The organism is Aquipseudomonas guryensis, assembly GCF_014164785.1.
In the GTDB taxonomy this organism is placed as follows: domain Bacteria; phylum Pseudomonadota; class Gammaproteobacteria; order Pseudomonadales; family Pseudomonadaceae; genus Aquipseudomonas; species Aquipseudomonas guryensis.
Genome location: NZ_JACJFN010000002.1, coordinates 667,550 through 686,208 on the forward strand (window position 1 = coordinate 667,550; position 18,659 = coordinate 686,208).

Annotated in this window: 16 protein-coding genes; 15 read left to right on the top strand and 1 reads right to left on the bottom strand. The window is 61.4% G+C overall.

What is annotated here, in order from left to right; genetic code table 11:
- Positions 1 to 29: 29 nt before the first annotated feature.
- Complete coding sequence (locus H3H45_RS10880; protein ID WP_182833737.1) at positions 30 to 641, top strand: START domain-containing protein; 612 nt, start codon at positions 30 to 32, stop codon at positions 639 to 641.
- Positions 642 to 700: 59 nt separating this feature from the next.
- Here H3H45_RS10880 and gltA read toward each other — a convergent pair whose 3' ends face one another.
- Positions 701 to 1,990 carry a citrate synthase gene (gene gltA / locus H3H45_RS10885; protein ID WP_182833738.1) on the bottom strand — a complete coding sequence of 430 codons (1,290 nt, stop codon included), beginning with the start codon at positions 1,988 to 1,990 and terminating at the stop codon, positions 701 to 703.
- Positions 1,991 to 2,339: 349 nt separating this feature from the next.
- Between gltA and sdhC the strand changes: the two genes are divergently transcribed.
- The 14 genes from sdhC to H3H45_RS10955 all read left to right on the top strand — a co-directional run bounded on the left by sdhC (position 2,340) and on the right by H3H45_RS10955 (position 18,650).
- Complete coding sequence (sdhC, locus tag H3H45_RS10890; protein ID WP_182833739.1) at positions 2,340 to 2,726, top strand: succinate dehydrogenase, cytochrome b556 subunit; 387 nt, start codon at positions 2,340 to 2,342, stop codon at positions 2,724 to 2,726.
- Positions 2,720 to 3,088, top strand: a complete 369-nt coding sequence (gene sdhD / locus H3H45_RS10895) for a succinate dehydrogenase, hydrophobic membrane anchor protein (protein ID WP_173206186.1) — start codon at positions 2,720 to 2,722, stop codon at positions 3,086 to 3,088. Before sdhC ends, sdhD begins: the two co-directional genes overlap by 7 nt.
- A 3-nt stretch (positions 3,089 to 3,091) precedes the next feature.
- The gene (gene sdhA, locus H3H45_RS10900; RefSeq protein WP_182833740.1) at positions 3,092 to 4,864 is read left to right on the top strand and encodes a succinate dehydrogenase flavoprotein subunit; all 1,773 of its coding nucleotides are present in this window, start codon (positions 3,092 to 3,094) and stop codon (positions 4,862 to 4,864) included.
- An 11-nt stretch (positions 4,865 to 4,875) separates the two neighbouring features.
- The gene (locus H3H45_RS10905) at positions 4,876 to 5,595 is read left to right on the top strand and encodes a succinate dehydrogenase iron-sulfur subunit (protein ID WP_182833741.1); all 720 of its coding nucleotides are present in this window, start codon (positions 4,876 to 4,878) and stop codon (positions 5,593 to 5,595) included.
- Positions 5,596 to 5,837: 242 nt separating this feature from the next.
- Positions 5,838 to 8,669 (top strand): 2-oxoglutarate dehydrogenase E1 component, encoded by a 2,832-nt coding sequence (locus H3H45_RS10910; protein ID WP_182833742.1) that lies wholly within the window; start codon positions 5,838 to 5,840, stop codon positions 8,667 to 8,669.
- A 73-nt stretch (positions 8,670 to 8,742) separates the two neighbouring features.
- On the top strand, positions 8,743 to 9,960 hold the full coding sequence (gene odhB, locus H3H45_RS10915) for a 2-oxoglutarate dehydrogenase complex dihydrolipoyllysine-residue succinyltransferase (protein ID WP_182833743.1): 1,218 nt from the start codon (positions 8,743 to 8,745) through the stop codon (positions 9,958 to 9,960).
- A 67-nt stretch (positions 9,961 to 10,027) separates the two neighbouring features.
- Positions 10,028 to 11,464: a dihydrolipoyl dehydrogenase gene (gene lpdA / locus H3H45_RS10920; RefSeq protein WP_182833744.1), complete on the top strand. Its 1,437-nt coding sequence runs from the start codon at positions 10,028 to 10,030 to the stop codon at positions 11,462 to 11,464.
- Between the two features lie 202 nt (positions 11,465 to 11,666).
- Complete coding sequence (gene sucC / locus H3H45_RS10925) at positions 11,667 to 12,833, top strand: ADP-forming succinate--CoA ligase subunit beta (RefSeq protein ID WP_182833745.1); 1,167 nt, start codon at positions 11,667 to 11,669, stop codon at positions 12,831 to 12,833.
- The gene (gene sucD, locus H3H45_RS10930; protein WP_182833746.1) at positions 12,833 to 13,720 is read left to right on the top strand and encodes a succinate--CoA ligase subunit alpha; all 888 of its coding nucleotides are present in this window, start codon (positions 12,833 to 12,835) and stop codon (positions 13,718 to 13,720) included. The genes sucC and sucD overlap by 1 nt, the downstream gene beginning before the upstream one ends.
- A 289-nt stretch (positions 13,721 to 14,009) precedes the next feature.
- Positions 14,010 to 15,323, top strand: coding sequence for a branched-chain amino acid transport system II carrier protein (brnQ, locus tag H3H45_RS10935; RefSeq protein ID WP_182833747.1), 1,314 nt, complete (start codon positions 14,010 to 14,012; stop codon positions 15,321 to 15,323).
- A 136-nt stretch (positions 15,324 to 15,459) separates the two neighbouring features.
- The gene (locus H3H45_RS10940) at positions 15,460 to 16,266 is read left to right on the top strand and encodes an alpha/beta fold hydrolase (RefSeq protein WP_182833748.1); all 807 of its coding nucleotides are present in this window, start codon (positions 15,460 to 15,462) and stop codon (positions 16,264 to 16,266) included.
- Entirely contained in the window at positions 16,263 to 17,126 is an 864-nt protein-coding gene (locus tag H3H45_RS10945) for an alpha/beta fold hydrolase (RefSeq protein WP_182833749.1), read from the top strand. The genes H3H45_RS10940 and H3H45_RS10945 overlap by 4 nt, the downstream gene beginning before the upstream one ends.
- A gap of 50 nt (positions 17,127 to 17,176) precedes the next feature.
- The gene (locus tag H3H45_RS10950; protein ID WP_182833750.1) at positions 17,177 to 17,839 is read left to right on the top strand and encodes a glutathione S-transferase family protein; all 663 of its coding nucleotides are present in this window, start codon (positions 17,177 to 17,179) and stop codon (positions 17,837 to 17,839) included.
- Positions 17,840 to 17,846: 7 nt separating this feature from the next.
- On the top strand, positions 17,847 to 18,650 hold the full coding sequence (locus H3H45_RS10955; RefSeq protein WP_182833751.1) for a DUF4892 domain-containing protein: 804 nt from the start codon (positions 17,847 to 17,849) through the stop codon (positions 18,648 to 18,650).
- Positions 18,651 to 18,659 lie beyond the last annotated feature (9 nt).

An 18,659-nucleotide genomic window follows, 5' to 3' on the forward strand; every position in this document is an offset into this window, starting at 1 on the left:
CGACTGTTTTTCTTGCTTAAGGAATACCCATGAAGGGATTGACGCGTGTGGCTGCATTCTGTGGTCTCGGTATATTGGCCGCCAGCGGGTTGGCGCGTGCAGAAGACTGGCAGCTGGTCAAGGATGAGGAGGGTATCCGTGTCTATCTAAGTGCCGTTGAAGGGTCGAAATACAAGGCCTACCGGGGTGTGACCACGATCAAGAGTGATGTCGCCAGGCTGCGCGCCCTGCAGGATGATGTGCAGGGTTCCTGCCCCTGGATTCATGCTTGCGCCGGGCAGATGCTGCTCAAACATGAGGGGGTGGAGAGTTGGGTCTATACCCGCTTCGAGATGCCTTGGCCCGTGACCGCTCGCGATTCGATCCTGCGTGTGGTGACCCAGGTAAATGCCGACGGCAGCCTGGTCCGCAAGATGGAGGGTCTGCCCCAGTACCTGCCCCTGGATAAGGACTATGTGCGCGTGAGCAGTCTGCAAGGTTACTGGAGCTTCGTGCCGAAGTCGGCGGGGGAGGTTGAGGTCACTTACCAGGTGCACACCGAACCGGGCGGCAGCGTGCCATCCTGGCTGGCTAACAGCTTCGTGGTGGATGCGCCGTTCAACACCCTGCAGGGGTTGCGAGCCAAAGCCGAGGGGCGTTGAGCAACGGCTGAAACGAAAAAGGCTGCCAATGGCAGCCTTTTTTCTTGTTGCAGCGACGCTTACTTGCGCTGATCCAGCGGCACGATGTCGCGCTGTGCGTAGCCGGTGTACAGCTGGCGCGGACGGCCGATCTTGTAAGGGCTGGAGAGCATTTCCTTCCAGTGCGAGATCCAGCCGACAGTGCGCGCCAGGGCGAAGATCACGGTAAACATGCTGGTCGGAATGCCGATCGCCTTGAGGATGATCCCCGAGTAGAAGTCGACGTTCGGGTACAGGTTGCGTTCCTTGAAGTACGGATCGGTCAGGGCGATCTCTTCCAGGCGCATGGCCAGTTGCAGCTGCGGGTCGTTGGTGATGCCCAGCTCGCCGAGCACTTCGTCGCAGGTCTTCTTCATCACGGTGGCGCGCGGGTCACGGTTCTTGTAAACGCGGTGACCGAAGCCCATCAGCTTGAACGGATCGTTCTTGTCCTTGGCCTTGGCGATGAACTTGTCGATGTTCTCGACGCTGCCGATCTCGTCCAGCATGGTCAGCACGGCTTCGTTGGCGCCGCCGTGTGCCGGGCCCCACAGCGCAGCGATGCCCGCGGCGATACAGGCGAACGGGTTGGCACCGGAAGAACCGGCCAGGCGTACGGTGGAGGTGGAGGCGTTCTGTTCATGGTCGGCGTGCAGGACGAAGATGCGGTCCATCGCCTTGGCCAGTACCGGGCTGATCGGTTTGATCTCGCACGGGGTGTTGAACATCATGTGCAGGAAGTTTTCCGCGTAGTTCAGGTCGTTACGCGGATACATCATCGGCTGGCCCATGGAGTACTTGTAGGCCATGGCAGCGATGGTCGGCATCTTGGCGATCAGGCGCATGGCCGATACTTCACGATGCTGCGGGTTATTGATGTCCAGGGAGTCGTGGTAGAAGGCGGAGAGGGCGCCCACTACGCCGCACATGATGGCCATCGGGTGGGCATCGCGGCGGAAGCCGTTGAAGAAACTCTTCAACTGCTCGTGAACCATGGTGTGGTTCTTGATGGTGCTGACGAACTGGGCTTTCTGCTCGGCCGTCGGCAGTTCGCCGTTCAACAGCAGGAAGCAGGTTTCCAGGTAGTCGGATTTCTCGGCCAGTTGCTCGATCGGGTAGCCGCGATGCAGCAGGATGCCCTGGTCGCCATCGATATAGGTGATTTTCGACTCGCAAGAGGCGGTCGACATAAAGCCAGGATCAAATGTGAAGCGACCCGTGGCGGTTAAGCCCCGTACGTCAACTACATCGGGACCAACGGTGCCGGTCAGAACGGGCAGCTCTACGGGGGCATTGCCCTCGATGATCAACTGCGCTTTTTTGTCAGCCATGTTCGGCCTCCTGTTTATGCTTGAAATCATCAGACGGCCCCCCACGCAGGGCCCGGGACACTATAGAGACATAAATTTGAATGTCAATTTGCGCCAAGCCAGATGGCAGACGGCTTCCAGCCCTGTTTTGGGTCGCTATATGTGCCGCTAATACGCCATTTATTAAGGTGGCGCAATCCGCTTTTAGCGAGGGTCTTTACGTTGTCATTAGTTGCCTAACTGTCTATACTCTGCGACCGGCCGTCAGGGGCTTTAGGGCCTGCGTTTTGGCGGTTGGCACTCCCTTGGTGAGGGGTACCTGACCAGTGCACTTCCCGACAACTTGCCCTGTTTGTTAGGGGCCTCTAGTGTGAAAAAAGCCGTGAATAGCCAACGACCTGTAAACCTAGATCTCAGGACTATCAAACTCCCGATCACTGCTTATACGTCCATTCTGCACCGTGTTTCCGGTGTCATCCTCTTTGTCGGCATTGCCGTGCTGCTGTTTGCACTCGACAAGTCGCTGAGCACCGAGGAAGGCTTTGCAGAAGTCAAGGCGTGTCTGACCAGTCCGCTGGCCAAGCTGATTGTCTGGGGCCTCTTGTCCGCTCTGCTGTATCACCTGGTGGCCGGTGTACGCCATCTGATCATGGACATGGGTGTCGGCGAGTCGCTGGAAGGCGGCAAGCTGGGCTCGAAAATCGTCATCGTGGTTTCCGTGGTGGTGATCCTGCTGGCAGGGGTGTGGATATGGTAACCAACGTAACGAACTTCTCTCGCTCGGGCCTCTACGACTGGATGGCCCAGCGTGTGTCTGCGGTTGTTCTCGCGGCTTATTTCCTGTTTCTGATCGGCTTCCTCGTGGTGAATCCGGGCCTCGGCTATGCCGAATGGCACGGTCTGTTCGCTCACACGGCGATGCGCATCTTCAGTCTGCTGGCCTTGGTGGCCCTGGGCGTACACGCCTGGGTCGGCATGTGGACCATCTCCACTGACTATCTGACGCCAATGGCGCTGGGCAAGTGGGCGACTGTCGTGCGTTTTCTCTTCCAGGCGTTCTGCGGCATTGCCATGTTCGCGTTCTTCGTCTGGGGCGTACAGATTCTCTGGGGTGTCTGATTAATGTCTAGCATTCGTACTCTTTCCTATGACGCCATCATCATCGGTGGCGGCGGTGCAGGCATGCGTGCCGCACTGCAACTGGCTCAGGGCGGCCACAAGACTGCTGTAGTCACCAAGGTCTTCCCGACTCGTTCGCACACCGTATCTGCTCAGGGTGGCATTACCTGCGCAATCGCTTCGGCCGATCCGAACGACGATTGGCGCTGGCACATGTACGACACCGTCAAGGGCTCCGACTACATCGGTGACCAGGACGCGATCGAATACATGTGCTCCGTAGGCCCGGAAGCTGTATTTGAGCTGGAGCACATGGGTCTGCCGTTCTCCCGTACCGAACAAGGCCGCATTTATCAGCGCCCGTTCGGCGGTCAGTCCAAAGGCCCGAACAACCCGACTCAGGCTGCACGTACCTGCGCCGCAGCTGACCGTACCGGTCATGCCCTGCTGCACACCCTTTACCAGGCCAACCTCAAGGCTGGTACCTCGTTCCTCAACGAGTGGTACGCGGTTGATCTGGTGAAGAACCAGGACGGCGCCATCGTCGGCACCATCGCTATCTGCATCGAAACCGGCGAAACAGTCTATATCCGCTCCAAGGCCGTGGTTCTGGCCACTGGCGGTGCGGGTCGTATCTACGCCTCCACCACCAATGCCCTGATCAACACCGGTGACGGCGTGGGCATGGCCCTGCGTGCCGGTGTACCGGTGCAAGACATCGAGATGTGGCAGTTCCACCCGACCGGTATCGCCGGCGCTGGTGTACTGGTTACTGAAGGCTGTCGTGGTGAGGGTGGTTACCTGATCAACGCCCATGGCGAACGCTTCATGGAGCGTTATGCGCCGAACGCCAAAGACTTGGCCGGCCGCGACGTGGTCGCCCGTTCCATGGTCAAGGAAGTCATCGCCGGCAACGGCTGTGGCCCGGACAAGGATCACGTGCTGCTGAAGCTCGATCACCTCGGCGAAGAAGTGCTGCACAGCCGCTTGCCAGGCATATGCGAGCTGTCGAAGACCTTCGCTCACGTTGATCCGGTAGTTGCGCCGGTTCCGGTGATCCCTACCTGCCACTACATGATGGGCGGCGTGCCGACCAACATTCATGGTCAGGCCATCACCCAGGATGCCAACGGCAACGACAAGATCATCGAAGGCCTGTTTGCTGTAGGCGAAGTGGCGTGCGTGTCGGTACACGGTGCTAACCGTCTGGGCGGCAACTCGCTGCTCGACCTGGTGGTATTTGGCCGTGCCGCTGGTCTGCACCTGGAAAAAGCGCTGAAAGAAGGCGTGGAAGTCCGCGGTGCCAGCGAAACCGACATTGAGCAGTCGCTCAAGCGTCTGGCTGGCGTCAACGAACGCAGCACCGGCGAAGATGTCGCGCCGCTGCGTAAAGAACTGCAACAGTGCATGCAAAACTACTTCGGTGTCTTCCGCACCGGCGAGTACATGCAAAAGGGTATTACCCAACTGGCCGACCTGCGTGAGCGGATCGCGAACGTCAAGATCGCGGACAAGAGCCAGGCATTCAACACTGCGCGTATCGAAGCACTGGAACTGCAAAACCTGCTGGAAGTGGCCGAAGCCACTGCCATCGCCGCCGATACCCGTACCGAGTCCCGTGGCGCGCATGCCCGCGAAGACTACGAGGATCGCGATGATGAGAACTGGCTGTGCCACTCCCTGTACTTCCCGGGTGAGAAACGTGTCGCCAAGCGCGCTGTGAACTTCGCGCCGAAGACCGTTCCTGCTTTTGAACCCAAAGTACGTACTTATTAAGGGTGGTCATCATGTCTCTTGGTAAAACTTTGCAAGTCAGCGTTTATCGCTACAACCCGGAAAAGGATGCCGCACCGTTCATGCAGGACTTCACCGTCGATATCGACGGCAAGGACCTGATGGTGCTCGACGTACTGGCCCTGATCAAGGAACAGGACGAGGGCTTCTCCTACCGTCGCTCCTGCCGTGAAGGTGTGTGCGGTTCCGACGGCATGAACATCAGCGGCAAGAACGGTCTGGCTTGTGTCACGCCGATCTCCACCGTGGTCAAGGGCAACAAGCTGGTGATTCGCCCGCTGCCTGGTTTGCCGGTCATTCGTGACCTGGTGGTCGATATGAGCATCTTCTACAAGCAATACGAGAAGGTGCAGCCTTTCCTGCAGAACGACACGCCGGCTCCGGCCATCGAGCGTCTGCAGTCACCGGAAGAGCGCGAGAAGCTGGACGGTCTGTACGAGTGCATCCTGTGCGCGTGCTGCTCCACCAGCTGCCCGTCCTTCTGGTGGAACCCGGACAAGTTCCTCGGTCCCGCTGCACTGCTGCAGGCTTACCGCTTCCTCGCCGATAGCCGTGACACCAAGACCGCAGAACGTCTGGCCTCGCTGGACGATCCGTTCAGCGTGTTCCGTTGCCGCGGCATCATGAACTGCGTGAACGTTTGCCCGAAAGGTCTCAACCCGACTAAGGCAATCGGCCACGTACGTAACATGCTGCTGCAGAGCGGTACCTGATTCAGTTTTACCCGTGACACCTGCAGCAGCGGCGTAACTCCGCTGCTGCAGTAAAACCAGAACCGCAGCTCACAAAGCCGCGGTTCTTACTTGAAAAGAATTTGATGACCAGCAGGGGCATCCGGGCTGGTGCCCGGACTATCTGCGGGATCCGTAGTGGCTTACCCGTCGCTGCTTCAGGACTTTGAGCCTCAATTACGGCCTCCACGCCGGTGGTGTCCCCTTACCGAGGGTGACCAAGCATGCAAGAAAGCGTGATGCAGCGCATGTGGGACAGTGCCCACCTATCCGGTGGTAACGCTGCCTATGTGGAAGAGCTCTATGAGCTCTACCTGCACGATCCCAACGCTGTGCCAGAAGAGTGGCGCACCTATTTCCAGAAATTGCCGACTGACGGCAATGCCGCCACCGACGTTTCGCACTCGACCGTCCGCGATCATTTCGTGCTGCTGGCCAAGAACCAGCGCCGCGCACAACCGGTTTCCGCCGGCAGTGTCAGCAGCGAGCACGAGAAGAAGCAGGTTGAAGTCCTGCGTCTGATTCAGGCGTACCGCATGCGTGGCCATCAGGCTGCGACGCTCGACCCGCTGGGTCTGTGGCAGCGTCCGGCTCCGGCTGACCTGGCGGTCAACCACTATGGTCTGACCAACGCCGACCTCGACACCACCTTCCGTACCGGTGAGCTTTACATCGGCAAGGAAGAGGCGACTTTACGGGAAATTTTTGAGGCGCTGCAGCAGACATATTGCCGCACCATTGGCGCCGAGTTCACCCATATCGTCGATTCCGAGCAGCGCAAGTGGTTCCAGCAGCGTCTGGAAAGCGTGCGCGGCCGTCCGGCATTCTCCGCGGAAGTGCAGGGTCACCTGCTTGAGCGTCTGACTGCCGCCGAAGGCCTGGAAAAGTACCTGGGCACCAAGTACCCGGGCACCAAGCGTTTCGGTCTGGAGGGCGGCGAGAGCCTGATTCCGCTGCTGGACGAAATCATCCAGCGCAGCGGTTCCTACGGTACCAAGGAAATCGTCATCGGCATGGCCCACCGCGGCCGTCTCAACGTACTGGTCAACACCTTCGGCAAGAACCCGCGCGACCTGTTCGACGAGTTCGAAGGCAAGAAGGTCGACGGCCTGTCTTCCGGTGACGTGAAGTACCACCAGGGGTTCTCCTCCAACGTCATGACCCCGGGCGGCGAAGTGCACCTGGCACTGGCGTTCAACCCTTCGCACCTGGAGATCGTCTCTCCGGTGGTCGAGGGTTCCGTGCGTGCCCGTCAGGATCGCCGCAGCGATCCGAACGGCGACACCGTACTGCCGATTTCCATCCACGGTGACGCGGCATTTGCCGGTCAGGGCGTGGTCATGGAAACCTTCCAGATGTCGCAGACCCGCGGCTACAAGACTGGCGGTACCATTCACCTGGTGATCAACAACCAGGTCGGTTTCACCACCAGCCGTCCGGAAGACTCGCGCTCCACCGAGTACTGCACCGACGTGGCGAAGATGATCCAGGCGCCGATCTTCCATGTGAATGGCGATGATCCGGAAGCCGTGTTGTTCGTCACCCAGCTGGCCGTCGACTACCGCATGCAGTTCAAGCGTGACGTGGTCATCGACCTGGTCTGCTACCGTCGTCGTGGCCACAACGAGGCCGACGAGCCGAGCGGCACCCAGCCGCTGATGTACCAGCAGATCGCCAAGCAGCGCACCACCCGTGAGCTGTATGCGGAAAGCCTGATTAACGGCGGCCGTCTTGACGCCGAGCGCGTGCAGAGCAAGATCGACGAGTACCGCAACGCGCTGGACAACGGCCAGCACGTGGTCAAGAGCCTGGTCAAGGAGCCGAACAAGGAGCTGTTCGTCGACTGGCGCCCGTACCTGGGCCATGCCTGGACTGCCCGTCACGACACCCGCTGCGATCTGAAGACCCTGCAGGATCTGGCCGGCAAGCTGCTCGACCTGCCGGAAGGTCTGGTTCTGCAACGTCAGGTGGCCAAGGTGCTGGAAGACCGGGTCAAGATGACCGCCGGCGCCATGCCGATCAACTGGGGTTACGCCGAGAACCTGGCCTACGCCACGCTGCTGCAAGCCGGTCACCCGGTGCGCATCACCGGTCAGGACGTTGGCCGCGGTACCTTCTCGCACCGCCATGCGGCGCTGCACAACCAGAAGGACGCCAGCACTTACCTGCCGCTGCAAAACCTGTTCGAAGGCCAGCCGAAGTTCGACCTTTACGACTCCTTCCTCTCCGAAGAAGCGGTATTGGCTTTTGAATACGGCTACTCGACCACCGTGCCCAACGCACTGGTGATCTGGGAAGCGCAGTTCGGCGACTTCGCCAACGGCGCCCAGGTAGTGTTCGACCAGTTCATCTCCAGTGGTGAGCACAAGTGGGGCCGTCTGTGCGGCCTGACCATGCTGCTGCCGCACGGTTATGAAGGGCAGGGTCCGGAGCACAGCTCTGCGCGCCTGGAGCGTTACCTGCAGCTGTGCGCCGAGCACAACATGCAGGTCTGCGTGCCGACCACCCCGGCACAGATCTACCATCTGCTGCGCCGTCAGGTGATTCGTCCGCTGCGCAAGCCGCTGGTCGTGCTTACGCCCAAGTCGCTGCTGCGCCACCCGCTGGCCATCTCGACTCTGGAAGATCTGGCCGAAGGTTCGTTCCAGACCGTGATTCCCGAGATCGATCCGATCGAGCCGAAGAAGGTCGAGCGTCTGATCCTGTGCAGCGGCAAGGTCTACTACGACCTGCTGGCCAAGCGCCGTGCCGAAGGCCGCGAAGACATCGCCATCGTGCGCATCGAGCAGCTCTATCCGTTTCCGGAAGAGGATCTGGCCGAGGCGATTGCCCCGTACAAGAACCTCAAGCACATCGTCTGGTGTCAGGAAGAGCCGATGAACCAGGGCGCTTGGTACTGCAGCCAGCACCACATGCGTCGCGTCGCTTCTGCGCACAAGAAAGGCCTGTTCCTCGAGTACGCCGGCCGCGATGCTTCGGCAGCGCCGGCTTGCGGTTACGCCTCGATGCACGCCGAACAGCAGGAAAAACTGCTGAACGACGCCTTTACTGTCTAACGCCTTCGCGTATCGAGGCGACGGCACGGGCCGTCGCCTCCTTGAAGAAAACGAATTTAAGGAAACACTCAGAATGGCTATCGAGATCAAAGCCCCAACCTTCCCGGAATCGGTTGCCGACGGCACCGTGGCTACCTGGCACAAGAAGCCGGGCGATGCGGTCAAGCGCGATGAGCTGATCGTCGACATCGAAACCGACAAGGTGGTGATGGAAGTCCTCGCTGAAGCCGACGGCGTGCTCGCCGAAATCGTCAAGAACGAAGGCGACACCGTGCTCTCCGGCGAGCTGCTGGGCAAGCTGGGTGCCGCTGGCGCAGCAGTAGCTGCTGCCCCAGCTGCTGCCGCTCCGGTTGCCGCTTCTGCTGCTGCCCCGGCCGCTGGCGATGACGAAGCGATTCTCTCGCCGGCCGCGCGCAAGATCGCCGAAGAAGGTGGTATCGATCCGAACAGCATCACCGGCACCGGTAAAGGTGGTCGCGTGACCAAGGAAGACGCCGTCGCCGCTGTAGCTGCCAAGAAAGCAGCGCCGGCCCCGGTGGCCAAACCGGCTGCACCAGCTGCCGATGCCCCGGTATTCGCCGCTGGCGATCGCGTCGAAAAGCGCGTACCGATGACTCGCCTGCGTGCCAAGGTCGCCGAGCGTCTGGTCGAGGCCCAGTCCACCATGGCCATGCTGACCACCTTCAACGAAGTCGACATGCACGAAGTCATGGCCCTGCGTTCGAAGTACAAGGATCTGTTCGAGAAGACCCACAACGGCGTGCGCCTGGGCTTCATGTCGTTCTTCGTCAAGGCTGCCGTCGAGGCGCTCAAGCGCTTCCCAGCGGTCAACGCTTCGATCGACGGTAACGACATCGTCTACCACGGCTATCAGGACATCGGCGTTGCCGTGTCCAGTGACCGTGGCCTGGTGGTGCCGGTGCTGCGCAACGCCGAGCTGATGAGCCTGGCCGAAGTCGAGAATGGCATCGCCACCTTCGGCAAGAAGGCCCGTGACGGCAAGCTGTCGATCGAAGAAATGACCGGTGGCACCTTCACCATCACCAACGGCGGTACCTTCGGTTCGATGATGTCGACGCCGATCGTCAACCCGCCGCAGGCCGCGATTCTGGGCATGCACAACATCATCCAGCGCCCGGTGGCCATCAATGGCCAGGTGGTCATCCGTCCGATGATGTACCTGGCGCTGTCCTACGATCACCGTCTGATCGACGGCAAGGAAGCCGTGAGCTTCCTGGTGACCATCAAGAACCTGCTGGAAGACCCGGCTCGTCTGCTGCTGGACATCTGATCCCGCTGCTGTACACGCGGCGGTCCTCACAAGGGGCCGCCCGGTTTTATCCGAGAAGGAATGAGTTATGACCCAGAAATTCGACGTGGTAGTGATTGGTGCTGGCCCTGGGGGCTATGTGGCCGCCATCAAGGCCGCACAACTCGGTCTGAAGACCGCCTGCATCGAGAAGTACCAGGACAAGGATGGCAAGGTTGCCCTCGGCGGTACCTGCCTGAACGTCGGCTGCATTCCGTCCAAGGCGCTGCTGGACAGCTCCTACAAGTATCACGAGGCCCATGAAGGCTTCAAAATCCATGGTATCGAAGCCAAAGGCGTGACCATGGATGTGCCGGCGATGGTCGCGCGCAAGAACACCATCATCAAGAACCTCACCGGCGGTGTTGCCGGCCTGTTCAAATCCAATGGCGTCACCCTGCTGGAAGGCCACGGCAAGCTGCTGGCCGGCAAGAAGGTTGAAGTCACCGGCACCGACGGCACCGTGCAGATCGTCGAAGCCGAGAACGTGATTCTCGCTTCCGGCTCCAAGCCGGTCGACATTCCGCCGGCTCCGGTTGACCAGGATGTGATCGTCGACTCCACCGGCGCTCTGGAATTCCAGGCCGTGCCGAAGAAACTCGGCGTGATCGGTGCTGGCGTTATCGGTCTGGAGCTGGGTTCGGTGTGGGCCCGCCTGGGCGCCGAAGTCACCGTGCTGGAAGCCATGGACAAGTTCCTTGCTGCCGCCGACGAGCAGATCTCCAAGGAAGCCCTGAAGATCTTCAGCAAGCAGGGTCTGGACATCCGCCTGGGTGCCCGTGTGACTGGCAGCGAAGTGAAGAAGAAGCAGGTGACTGTGACCTTCACCGACGCTACCGGTGAGCAGAAGCTGACCTTCGACAAGCTGATCGTGGCCGTTGGCCGTCGCCCGGTGACCACCAACCTGCTGGCTGCCGATAGTGGCGTGACCCTCGACGAGCGCGGCTTCATCTTCGTCGACGACTACTGCGCCACCAGCGTTCCGGGCGTGTATGCCATCGGCGACGTGGTGCGCGGCGCGATGCTGGCGCACAAGGCCTCGGAAGAGGGCGTGATGGTTGCCGAGCGTATCGCCGGTCACAAGGCACAGATGAACTACGATCTGGTGCCGTCGGTCATCTACACCCACCCGGAAATCGCCTGGGTCGGCAAGACCGAGCAGCAGCTGAAAGGCGAGGGCGTTGAAATCAACGTCGGCACCTTCCCGTTCGCTGCCAGCGGCCGTGCCATGGCTGCCAACGACACTGCCGGTCTGGTCAAGGTCATCGCCGATGCCAAGACCGACCGCGTACTGGGCGTGCATGTCATCGGCCCAAGCGCGGCCGAGCTGGTGCAGCAGGGCGCCATTGGCATGGAATTCGGTACCAGTGCCGAAGACCTCGGCATGATGGTGTTCTCGCACCCGACCCTGTCCGAAGCGCTGCACGAAGCGGCCCTGGCGGTGAATGGCCATGCCATCCACATTGCCAACCGCAAGAAGCGTTAAGAAACGTTAGAGCATGCGGCGTCTGGCCCTGGCCAGACGCTCAAACGCAGGAAAAGAACCACGGCGTACGGCCCGCGGCAGCCCCACACGGTGTGTCGCAGGAATGTCCGTCAGGACTGCTAACCAGAGCAGTCACAGGTGGTGCGGCGCCTTCGAGCGCAGCACCGATGCGCAATACCTAAACGAAGAACGGTAGATAAGCATGAATCTTCACGAGTATCAGGGTAAGCAGCTGTTCGCTGAATACGGCCTGCCGGTTTCCACTGGCTTCGCCGTTGACACCCCGGAAGAAGCGGCTGCGGCCTGCGAAAAGATCGGTGGCAGCGAGTGGGTTGTCAAAGCCCAGGTGCACGCCGGTGGCCGCGGTAAAGCGGGCGGTGTAAAGCTGGTGCGTAACAAGGAAGACGCCAAGGCGTTCGCCGCTCAGTGGCTGGGCAAGCGTCTGGTGACCTACCAGACTGACGCCAATGGTCAGCCGGTCACCAAGATCCTGGTCGAGTCGTGCACCGACATCGACAAGGAACTGTACCTCGGCGCCGTCGTCGACCGTTCCAGCCGCCGTATCGTGTTCATGGCTTCCACCGAAGGTGGCGTGGACATCGAGAAAGTCGCCCACGACACTCCCGAGAAGATCCTCAAGGCCACCATCGATCCGCTGGTCGGCGCTCAGCCGTACCAGGGCCGCGAGCTGGCTTTCCAACTGGGCCTGAAAGGCGACCAGATCAAGCAGTTCACCCACATCTTCGTTGGCCTGGCCAAGCTGTTCCAGGACTACGACCTGGCACTGCTGGAAGTGAACCCGCTGGTCATCAAGAAAGACGGCAACCTCCACTGCCTGGACGCCAAGATCAACATCGACAGCAACGCCATGTACCGCCAGCCCAAGCTGCGCGCCATGCATGACCCGTCGCAGGACGATCCGCGCGAAGCCCACGCTGCCAAGTTCGAACTGAACTACGTAGCCCTGGAAGGCAACATTGGCTGCATGGTCAACGGTGCCGGCCTGGCCATGGGTACCATGGATATCGTCAACCTGCACGGCGGCAAGCCAGCCAACTTCCTCGACGTAGGTGGCGGCGCGACCAAAGAGCGCGTGACCGAAGCGTTCAAGATCATCCTGTCCGACAGCAATGTCGCGGCCGTACTGGTCAACATCTTCGGCGGCATCGTTCGTTGCGACATGATTGCCGAAGGCATCATCGGCGCCGTGAAAGAAGTCGGCGTGAAGATTCCGGTCGTGGTCCGTCTGGAAGGCAACAACGCTGAACTGGGCGCCAAGGTCCTGGCCGAAAGCGGCCTGAACATCATCGCAGCAACCAGCCTGACCGACGCTGCAGAGCAAGTCGTCAAAGCTGCGGAGGGCAAGTAATGAGCGTCCTGATCAATAAAGACACCAAAGTCATCTGCCAGGGCTTCACCGGCTCGCAGGGTACTTTCCACTCCGAACAAGCCATTGCCTACGGCACCAAGATGGTTGGCGGCGTGACTCCTGGCAAGGGCGGCACCACTCACCTGGGCCTGCCGGTGTTCAACACCGTCAAGGAAGCCGTTGAAGCCACCGGCGCCACCGCTTCGGTGATCTACGTTCCGGCTCCGTTCTGCAAGGACTCGATCCTGGAAGCGGCTTTCGGCGGCATCAAGCTGATCGTCTGCATCACCGAAGGCATCGCGACCATCGACATGCTGGAAGCCAAGGTCAAGTGCGACGAGCTGGGCGTACGCCTGATCGGCCCGAACTGCCCGGGCGTGATCACTCCCGGCGAGTGCAAGATCGGCATCATGCCGGGTCACATTCACCTGCCAGGCAAAGTCGGTATCGTCTCGCGTTCCGGCACCCTGACCTATGAAGCCGTGAAGCAGACCACTGACGCCGGTTTCGGTCAGTCCACCTGCGTCGGCATCGGCGGTGACCCGATTCCGGGCTCCAACTTCATCGACATCCTGAAGCTGTTCCAGGAAGACCCGAAGACCGAGGCGATCGTGATGATCGGCGAGATCGGCGGTTCCGCTGAAGAAGAAGCTGCTGCCTACATCAAGGCCAACGTGACCAAACCGGTGGTGTCCTACATCGCTGGCGTCACCGCGCCGCCCGGCAAGCGCATGGGCCACGCCGGCGCCATCATTTCCGGTGGTAAAGGTACTGCGGACGAGAAGTTCGCTGCCCTGCAGGACGCTGGTGTGAAAACCGTGCGTTCTCTGGCCGACATTGGCAAGGCCCTGGCCGAGCTGACTGGCTGGCAGGCCAAGAACGCCTAAGGTGTTCTTGATCTGAAAGAGGCCACCTTCGGGTGGCCTTTTTTATTGCTGTCGATTCGATCAGAAATTTGTGTCGGGGCGACAGATTGTTGCGTCCGATCGACAGCCCGACCGCTGTCAGACGCGGCGCATCGATAAAATCGTTAGGCTTGCAACTATATATCCCGGCGAGGCTCCACAAGGGCTGGCGGCGGGTACCTGTGAATCGCCTGAACCGGGCGCGGCACGCTTCCTGAACTCAAAGGAAACCTGCGTTTTCTCCCTGTTTTCCAGCTTGGTACTTCCCGCTATGACCCGTTTGAAAGGCCCCGATCTCCTGGCCCTTGGCTTCATGACTTTTGCCCTGTTCCTTGGTGCCGGCAACATCATCTTCCCACCCAGCGCCGGTATGGCGGCGGGGGAGAACCTGTGGGCCGCCGCCCTCGGTTTCCTGCTGACCGGCGTCGGCTTGCCGCTGCTCACCGTGGTCGCCCTGGCCCGCGTCGGCGGTGGCATGGCCAACCTGACTGCGCCACTGGGGCGCAAGGCCGGAACGCTGTTCGCAGTGGCGGTCTATCTGGCCATCGGCCCGCTGTTCGCCACGCCACGCACTGCGGTGGTGTCGTTCGAGATGGGTGTGGCGCCGTTCAGCGGCAACAGTGACCTGGCGCTGATGATCTACAGCGTCGCTTATTTCGCCGTGGTGCTGTTCCTCTCGCTCAATCCAGGACAATTGGTCGACCGCATCGGCAAGTACATTACCCCGGTGCTGCTCGCTGCCTTGCTGGTCCTCGGTGGCGCGGCGCTGCTGGCGCCGGCCGGTGAGATTGGCCAGAGCAGCGCCGACTATCAGGACATGCCACTGATACAGGGCTTCCTGCAGGGCTACCTGACCATGGATACCCTGGGCGCGCTGGTGTTCGGCATCGTGATCGCCACTGCCATCCGTGGCCGCGGGGTAAGCGACAGCCGCCTGGTCACGCGCTACTCGGTGATCGCCGGCCTGATCGCCGCTGCCGGTCTGTCGCTGGTCTACCTGTCGCTGTTCTATCTTGGCGCCACCAGCCAGGGCATTGCCGGCGATGCGCAGAACGGCGTGCAAATTCTCACCGCCTATGTGCAGTTCACCTTCGGCACGCCGGGCAGCCTGCTGTTGGCGGTGGTTATCACCCTGGCCTGCCTGACCACTGCCGTGGGCCTGTTGACCGCCTGTGGCGAGTACTTCAGCGAGCTGCTGCCGGTGTCCTACCGCAAGGTGGTGCTGGCGTTCGGCCTGTTCAGCCTGCTGGTGTCCAACCAGGGGCTGTCGCAACTGATCAGCGTGTCGGTACCGGTGCTGGTCGGTCTGTACCCGCTGGCCATCGTGCTGATCGGTCTGAGCCTGCTCAGCCGCTTCTGGAACTCGGCGTCGCGGGTGTTCATTCCGGTGATGCTGGTGACTCTGCTGTTCGGCCTGGCCGATGCAATCAGTGCCGCTGGTTTCAAAGCGCTGCTGCCGGGCTTCCTCGCCCAGCTGCCATTGGCGAACGAGGGCCTGGGCTGGGTGGTGCCGGTGGCGCTGACCCTGCTGCTGGCGGCGGCGCTCGATCAGCTGCGCGGCGAGGCGCAAGCAGAAGCCTGCTAACCCCTCTGCGACGCGCCTGCTGGCGCGTCGCTGCTGTTTTTTGGCCGTTGTGCCTCCGATCTAAGACCGATCGCCGATTGCTGCTCGGGCTGTGCTGTCCGACAATTCAGGCATCTTTCCCGCGTAGCCCACTGTCATGTCGCAATCCGTGTTCTTCGCCCACGCCAATGGTTTTCCCTCGGCCACCTACGGCAAGCTGTTCGCCGCCCTGGCGCCGGACTACCAGGTGCAGCATCTGGAACAGCACGGCCACGATCCGCGCTTCCCGGTGGATGACAACTGGCAGAACCTGGTCGATGAACTGATCGCGCACCTCGAGGCCCAGCAACAAGCGGTCTGGGGTGTCGGTCATTCTCTCGGCGGCGTGCTGCACTACCATGCGGCGCTGCGCCGGCCTGACCTTTATCGCGGTGTGGTGATGCTCGATTCACCGCTGCTGACCCGCGTCGATCAGATGGTGATCCGCGCCGCCAAGCGCTTCGGCTTCATCGACCGAATCACTCCGGCTGGCCGCACTGTTGGGCGCCGCGAAGCCTTCAATGACTTGGCCGAGGCACGCAGCTATTTTGCCGGCAAGACCCTGTTCAGCCGATTCGATCCGCAGTGCCTGGATGACTATGTACAGCATGGCCTGCGCCCGGATACGGACGGTTTGCGCCTGCGCTTCGATCCGGCCACCGAGATCAGCATCTACCGCAGCGTGCCGCACACCAGTCCCGGCCGCCCTCAGCAGTTGCAGGTGCCGCTGGCCCTGGTGCGCGGTCGGCACAGCCGGGTAGTGATGGCGCACCATGCGCGGCTGGTCAACCGTGTTCCCCAGGGCGAGTATCACACCATGCCCGGCGGGCATATGTTCCCCCTGGAGCGTCCGCAAGACACCGCGCGCCTGCTGCGCGAACTGTTCAGCCGTTGGCAGGGCCAGGACATGGAGCGCAGCGCATGACCTTCAGCGTCGAGGAAACCCGTTTCAGCCTGCCGCATGTGGAGCTGGCCGCACACCTGTTCGGCCCCGAGGATGGCATCCCGGTGATCGCCCTGCATGGCTGGCTGGACAACGCCATGACCTACGCGCGCCTGGCGCCCAAGCTGCACGGGCTGCGCATCGTCGCGTTGGATTTTCCCGGTCACGGTCATTCCGGGCACTACGCCAGCAACTCCAGCTACAGCATGTGGGAGTACCTGGAGGATGTGTTACTGGTAGCCGAACAGCTCGGCTGGGAGCGCTTCAGCCTGATGGGGCATTCCCTCGGCGGGATCATCTCGACCCTGCTGGCAGCCGCCGTGCCGGAGCGCATCGAGCGCCTGGCATTGATCGATGGCCTGATCCCCTTCACCGGTGAAGCCGAAGGTTCGGCCAAGCGCCTGGGCGATGCGTTGCGCGCCCGCCTGGCCGTACGTGACAAACGCAAGCCGGTGTATGGCGATCTCGACCGTGCAGTACAGGCGCGCATGCAGGGCGTGGTCGCGGTCAGCCGCGAAGCCGCCGAACTGCTCGCCCAGCGCGGCCTGGAGCCGGTACCGGGCGGTTACACCTGGCGTACCGACATCCGCCTGACTTTGCCCTCGGTGATGCGCCTGACCTTCGCCCATGTCCAGGAGTTCGTGCGTAGCGTGCAATGTCCGGTCAGTCTGGTGCTGGCAGCGCAGGGGCATATGGCGGTCGAGCCACGAATTGCCGGGTTGCTCGAAGGTAGCCATTTCGAGGTGCACAAACTGACTGGCGGCCATCACCTGCATCTCAACGATGAGGCTGGTGCGCAGCAGGTTGCAGACTGTTTCAATCGTTTCTTCCCGCGCGCTTGACTTGCCCCTGACAACTGCCGAGGCTGGGCAGATTGCCAGGGGAATCCGCCATGATCGATCTCTACACAGCCGCGACACCCAATGGCCACAAGGTATCCATCGCCCTCGAGGAGCTGGGCCTGGCCTATCAGGTACATGCCTTGTCCTTCGACAAGCGGGAACAGAAGGCCGCGCAATTTCTCGCCATCAACCCCAACGGACGTATCCCGGCCATAGTCGATCGGGACAACGACAACTTTGCCGTGTTTGAGTCCGGCGCCATCCTGATCTATCTGGCCGAGAAGACTGGTCAGCTCATGCCCACTGATGCCAAGGGCCGCTCGCGGGTGATCCAGTGGCTGATGTTCCAGATGGGTGGGGTCGGGCCGATGCAGGGGCAGGCCAACGTATTCTTCCGCTACTTTCCCGAGAAACTGCAAGGCGCCATCGACCGCTACCAGCACGAAACCCGGCGGCTGTACGAAGTGCTCGACACGCGCCTGGGCGAAGCCGACTACCTTGCCGGTGACTACAGCATTGCCGATATCGCCACCTATCCGTGGGTGCGCGTACATGACTGGGCTGGGGTTGCCGTCGATGGCTTGCCGCACTTGCAGCGCTGGATGGCAACTATCGAGGCGCGTCCGGCGGTGCAGCGCGGGCTGCAGGTTCCGCTACGGGCAAGCGACGAAGACTCTGTAGTGAAAACTGCGCAAACCATGTTGATACGCTGAGGGCCGGATGCTTTCCAGACTTTCCTTTTACCTGTTGTGCCTGAGTGGCTCTGCGCTGGCTGCCGATATGCCGGGCAGTCAGGATCTCGACGTACTGCCGCGCCTGCCACGCAGCGAAATAGTCGATTACCAGGATGTTGCCAGCCTGGAGAAACGCTACCCACTGGGCGCGGTGCAACGCATCAGCAGCCAGCTGCGTCTGGAACGCGAAGTGCTGGTCGAAGGGCGCCTGCGTGCACTGACCTACCGTTTGCCGGACGAACATCCGCCACGCGAGGCCCTCGCGGCGGCGCGCCGTGCCTTGCTCGAGCAGGGCGCCCAGTTGCTTTACTGGTGCGAGGGCCGTGAGTGCGGCTCCAGTAGCCTCTGGGCCAACAACATCTTCGATAATGCCAAGTTGTATGGCCCGGAGGAGCGCCAAAGCTATCTGCTGCTGCGTCTGGCGCCGCCACAGCAGGACAGCCTGCTGGCCTTGTACGGGATTACGCGCGGCAATCGGCGTAGTTATCTGCATGCCGAGCAACTGGATGCCAGCACGCCACTGCCGGTCGTATTGCCGGTTGCGGCGACCCTGCTGCGTCAACTGCGTGAACATGGCGCGCTGGACTTGCCGCATCTGGCCGCGCCGGATGAGGTGTGGAGTGAATTGCTGGGGCGGACCCTGAACCTGGATAGCACCCTGCGAGTCAGATTGTCCGGGCCGGCTGCCGCTGCATGGGGCCAGGCCCTGCAGGCGCAGGGCGTGCGTGCCAGCCGCCTGGAGCTTGGCACTGCCACAGGTGATGGCCTGCTGTTGCAACAATTGCGCTGAATACTGTGC

What these genes read in the sequence shown, in the direction of transcription:
- H3H45_RS10880 (WP_182833737.1), top strand. Translation starts at nt 30, where the DNA reads ATGAAGGGATTGACGCGTGTGGCTGCATTCTGTGGTCTCGGTATATTG.
- gltA (WP_182833738.1), bottom strand. Translation starts at nt 1,990, where the DNA reads ATGGCTGACAAAAAAGCGCAGTTGATCATCGAGGGCAATGCCCCCGTA.
- sdhD (WP_173206186.1), top strand. Translation starts at nt 2,720, where the DNA reads ATGGTAACCAACGTAACGAACTTCTCTCGCTCGGGCCTCTACGACTGG.
- sdhA (WP_182833740.1), top strand. Translation starts at nt 3,092, where the DNA reads ATGTCTAGCATTCGTACTCTTTCCTATGACGCCATCATCATCGGTGGC.
- H3H45_RS10905 (WP_182833741.1), top strand. Translation starts at nt 4,876, where the DNA reads ATGTCTCTTGGTAAAACTTTGCAAGTCAGCGTTTATCGCTACAACCCG.
- H3H45_RS10910 (WP_182833742.1), top strand. Translation starts at nt 5,838, where the DNA reads ATGCAAGAAAGCGTGATGCAGCGCATGTGGGACAGTGCCCACCTATCC.
- odhB (WP_182833743.1), top strand. Translation starts at nt 8,743, where the DNA reads ATGGCTATCGAGATCAAAGCCCCAACCTTCCCGGAATCGGTTGCCGAC.
- lpdA (WP_182833744.1), top strand. Translation starts at nt 10,028, where the DNA reads ATGACCCAGAAATTCGACGTGGTAGTGATTGGTGCTGGCCCTGGGGGC.
- sucC (WP_182833745.1), top strand. Translation starts at nt 11,667, where the DNA reads ATGAATCTTCACGAGTATCAGGGTAAGCAGCTGTTCGCTGAATACGGC.
- sucD (WP_182833746.1), top strand. Translation starts at nt 12,833, where the DNA reads ATGAGCGTCCTGATCAATAAAGACACCAAAGTCATCTGCCAGGGCTTC.
- brnQ (WP_182833747.1), top strand. Translation starts at nt 14,010, where the DNA reads ATGACCCGTTTGAAAGGCCCCGATCTCCTGGCCCTTGGCTTCATGACT.
- H3H45_RS10940 (WP_182833748.1), top strand. Translation starts at nt 15,460, where the DNA reads ATGTCGCAATCCGTGTTCTTCGCCCACGCCAATGGTTTTCCCTCGGCC.
- H3H45_RS10945 (WP_182833749.1), top strand. Translation starts at nt 16,263, where the DNA reads ATGACCTTCAGCGTCGAGGAAACCCGTTTCAGCCTGCCGCATGTGGAG.
- H3H45_RS10950 (WP_182833750.1), top strand. Translation starts at nt 17,177, where the DNA reads ATGATCGATCTCTACACAGCCGCGACACCCAATGGCCACAAGGTATCC.
- H3H45_RS10955 (WP_182833751.1), top strand. Translation starts at nt 17,847, where the DNA reads ATGCTTTCCAGACTTTCCTTTTACCTGTTGTGCCTGAGTGGCTCTGCG.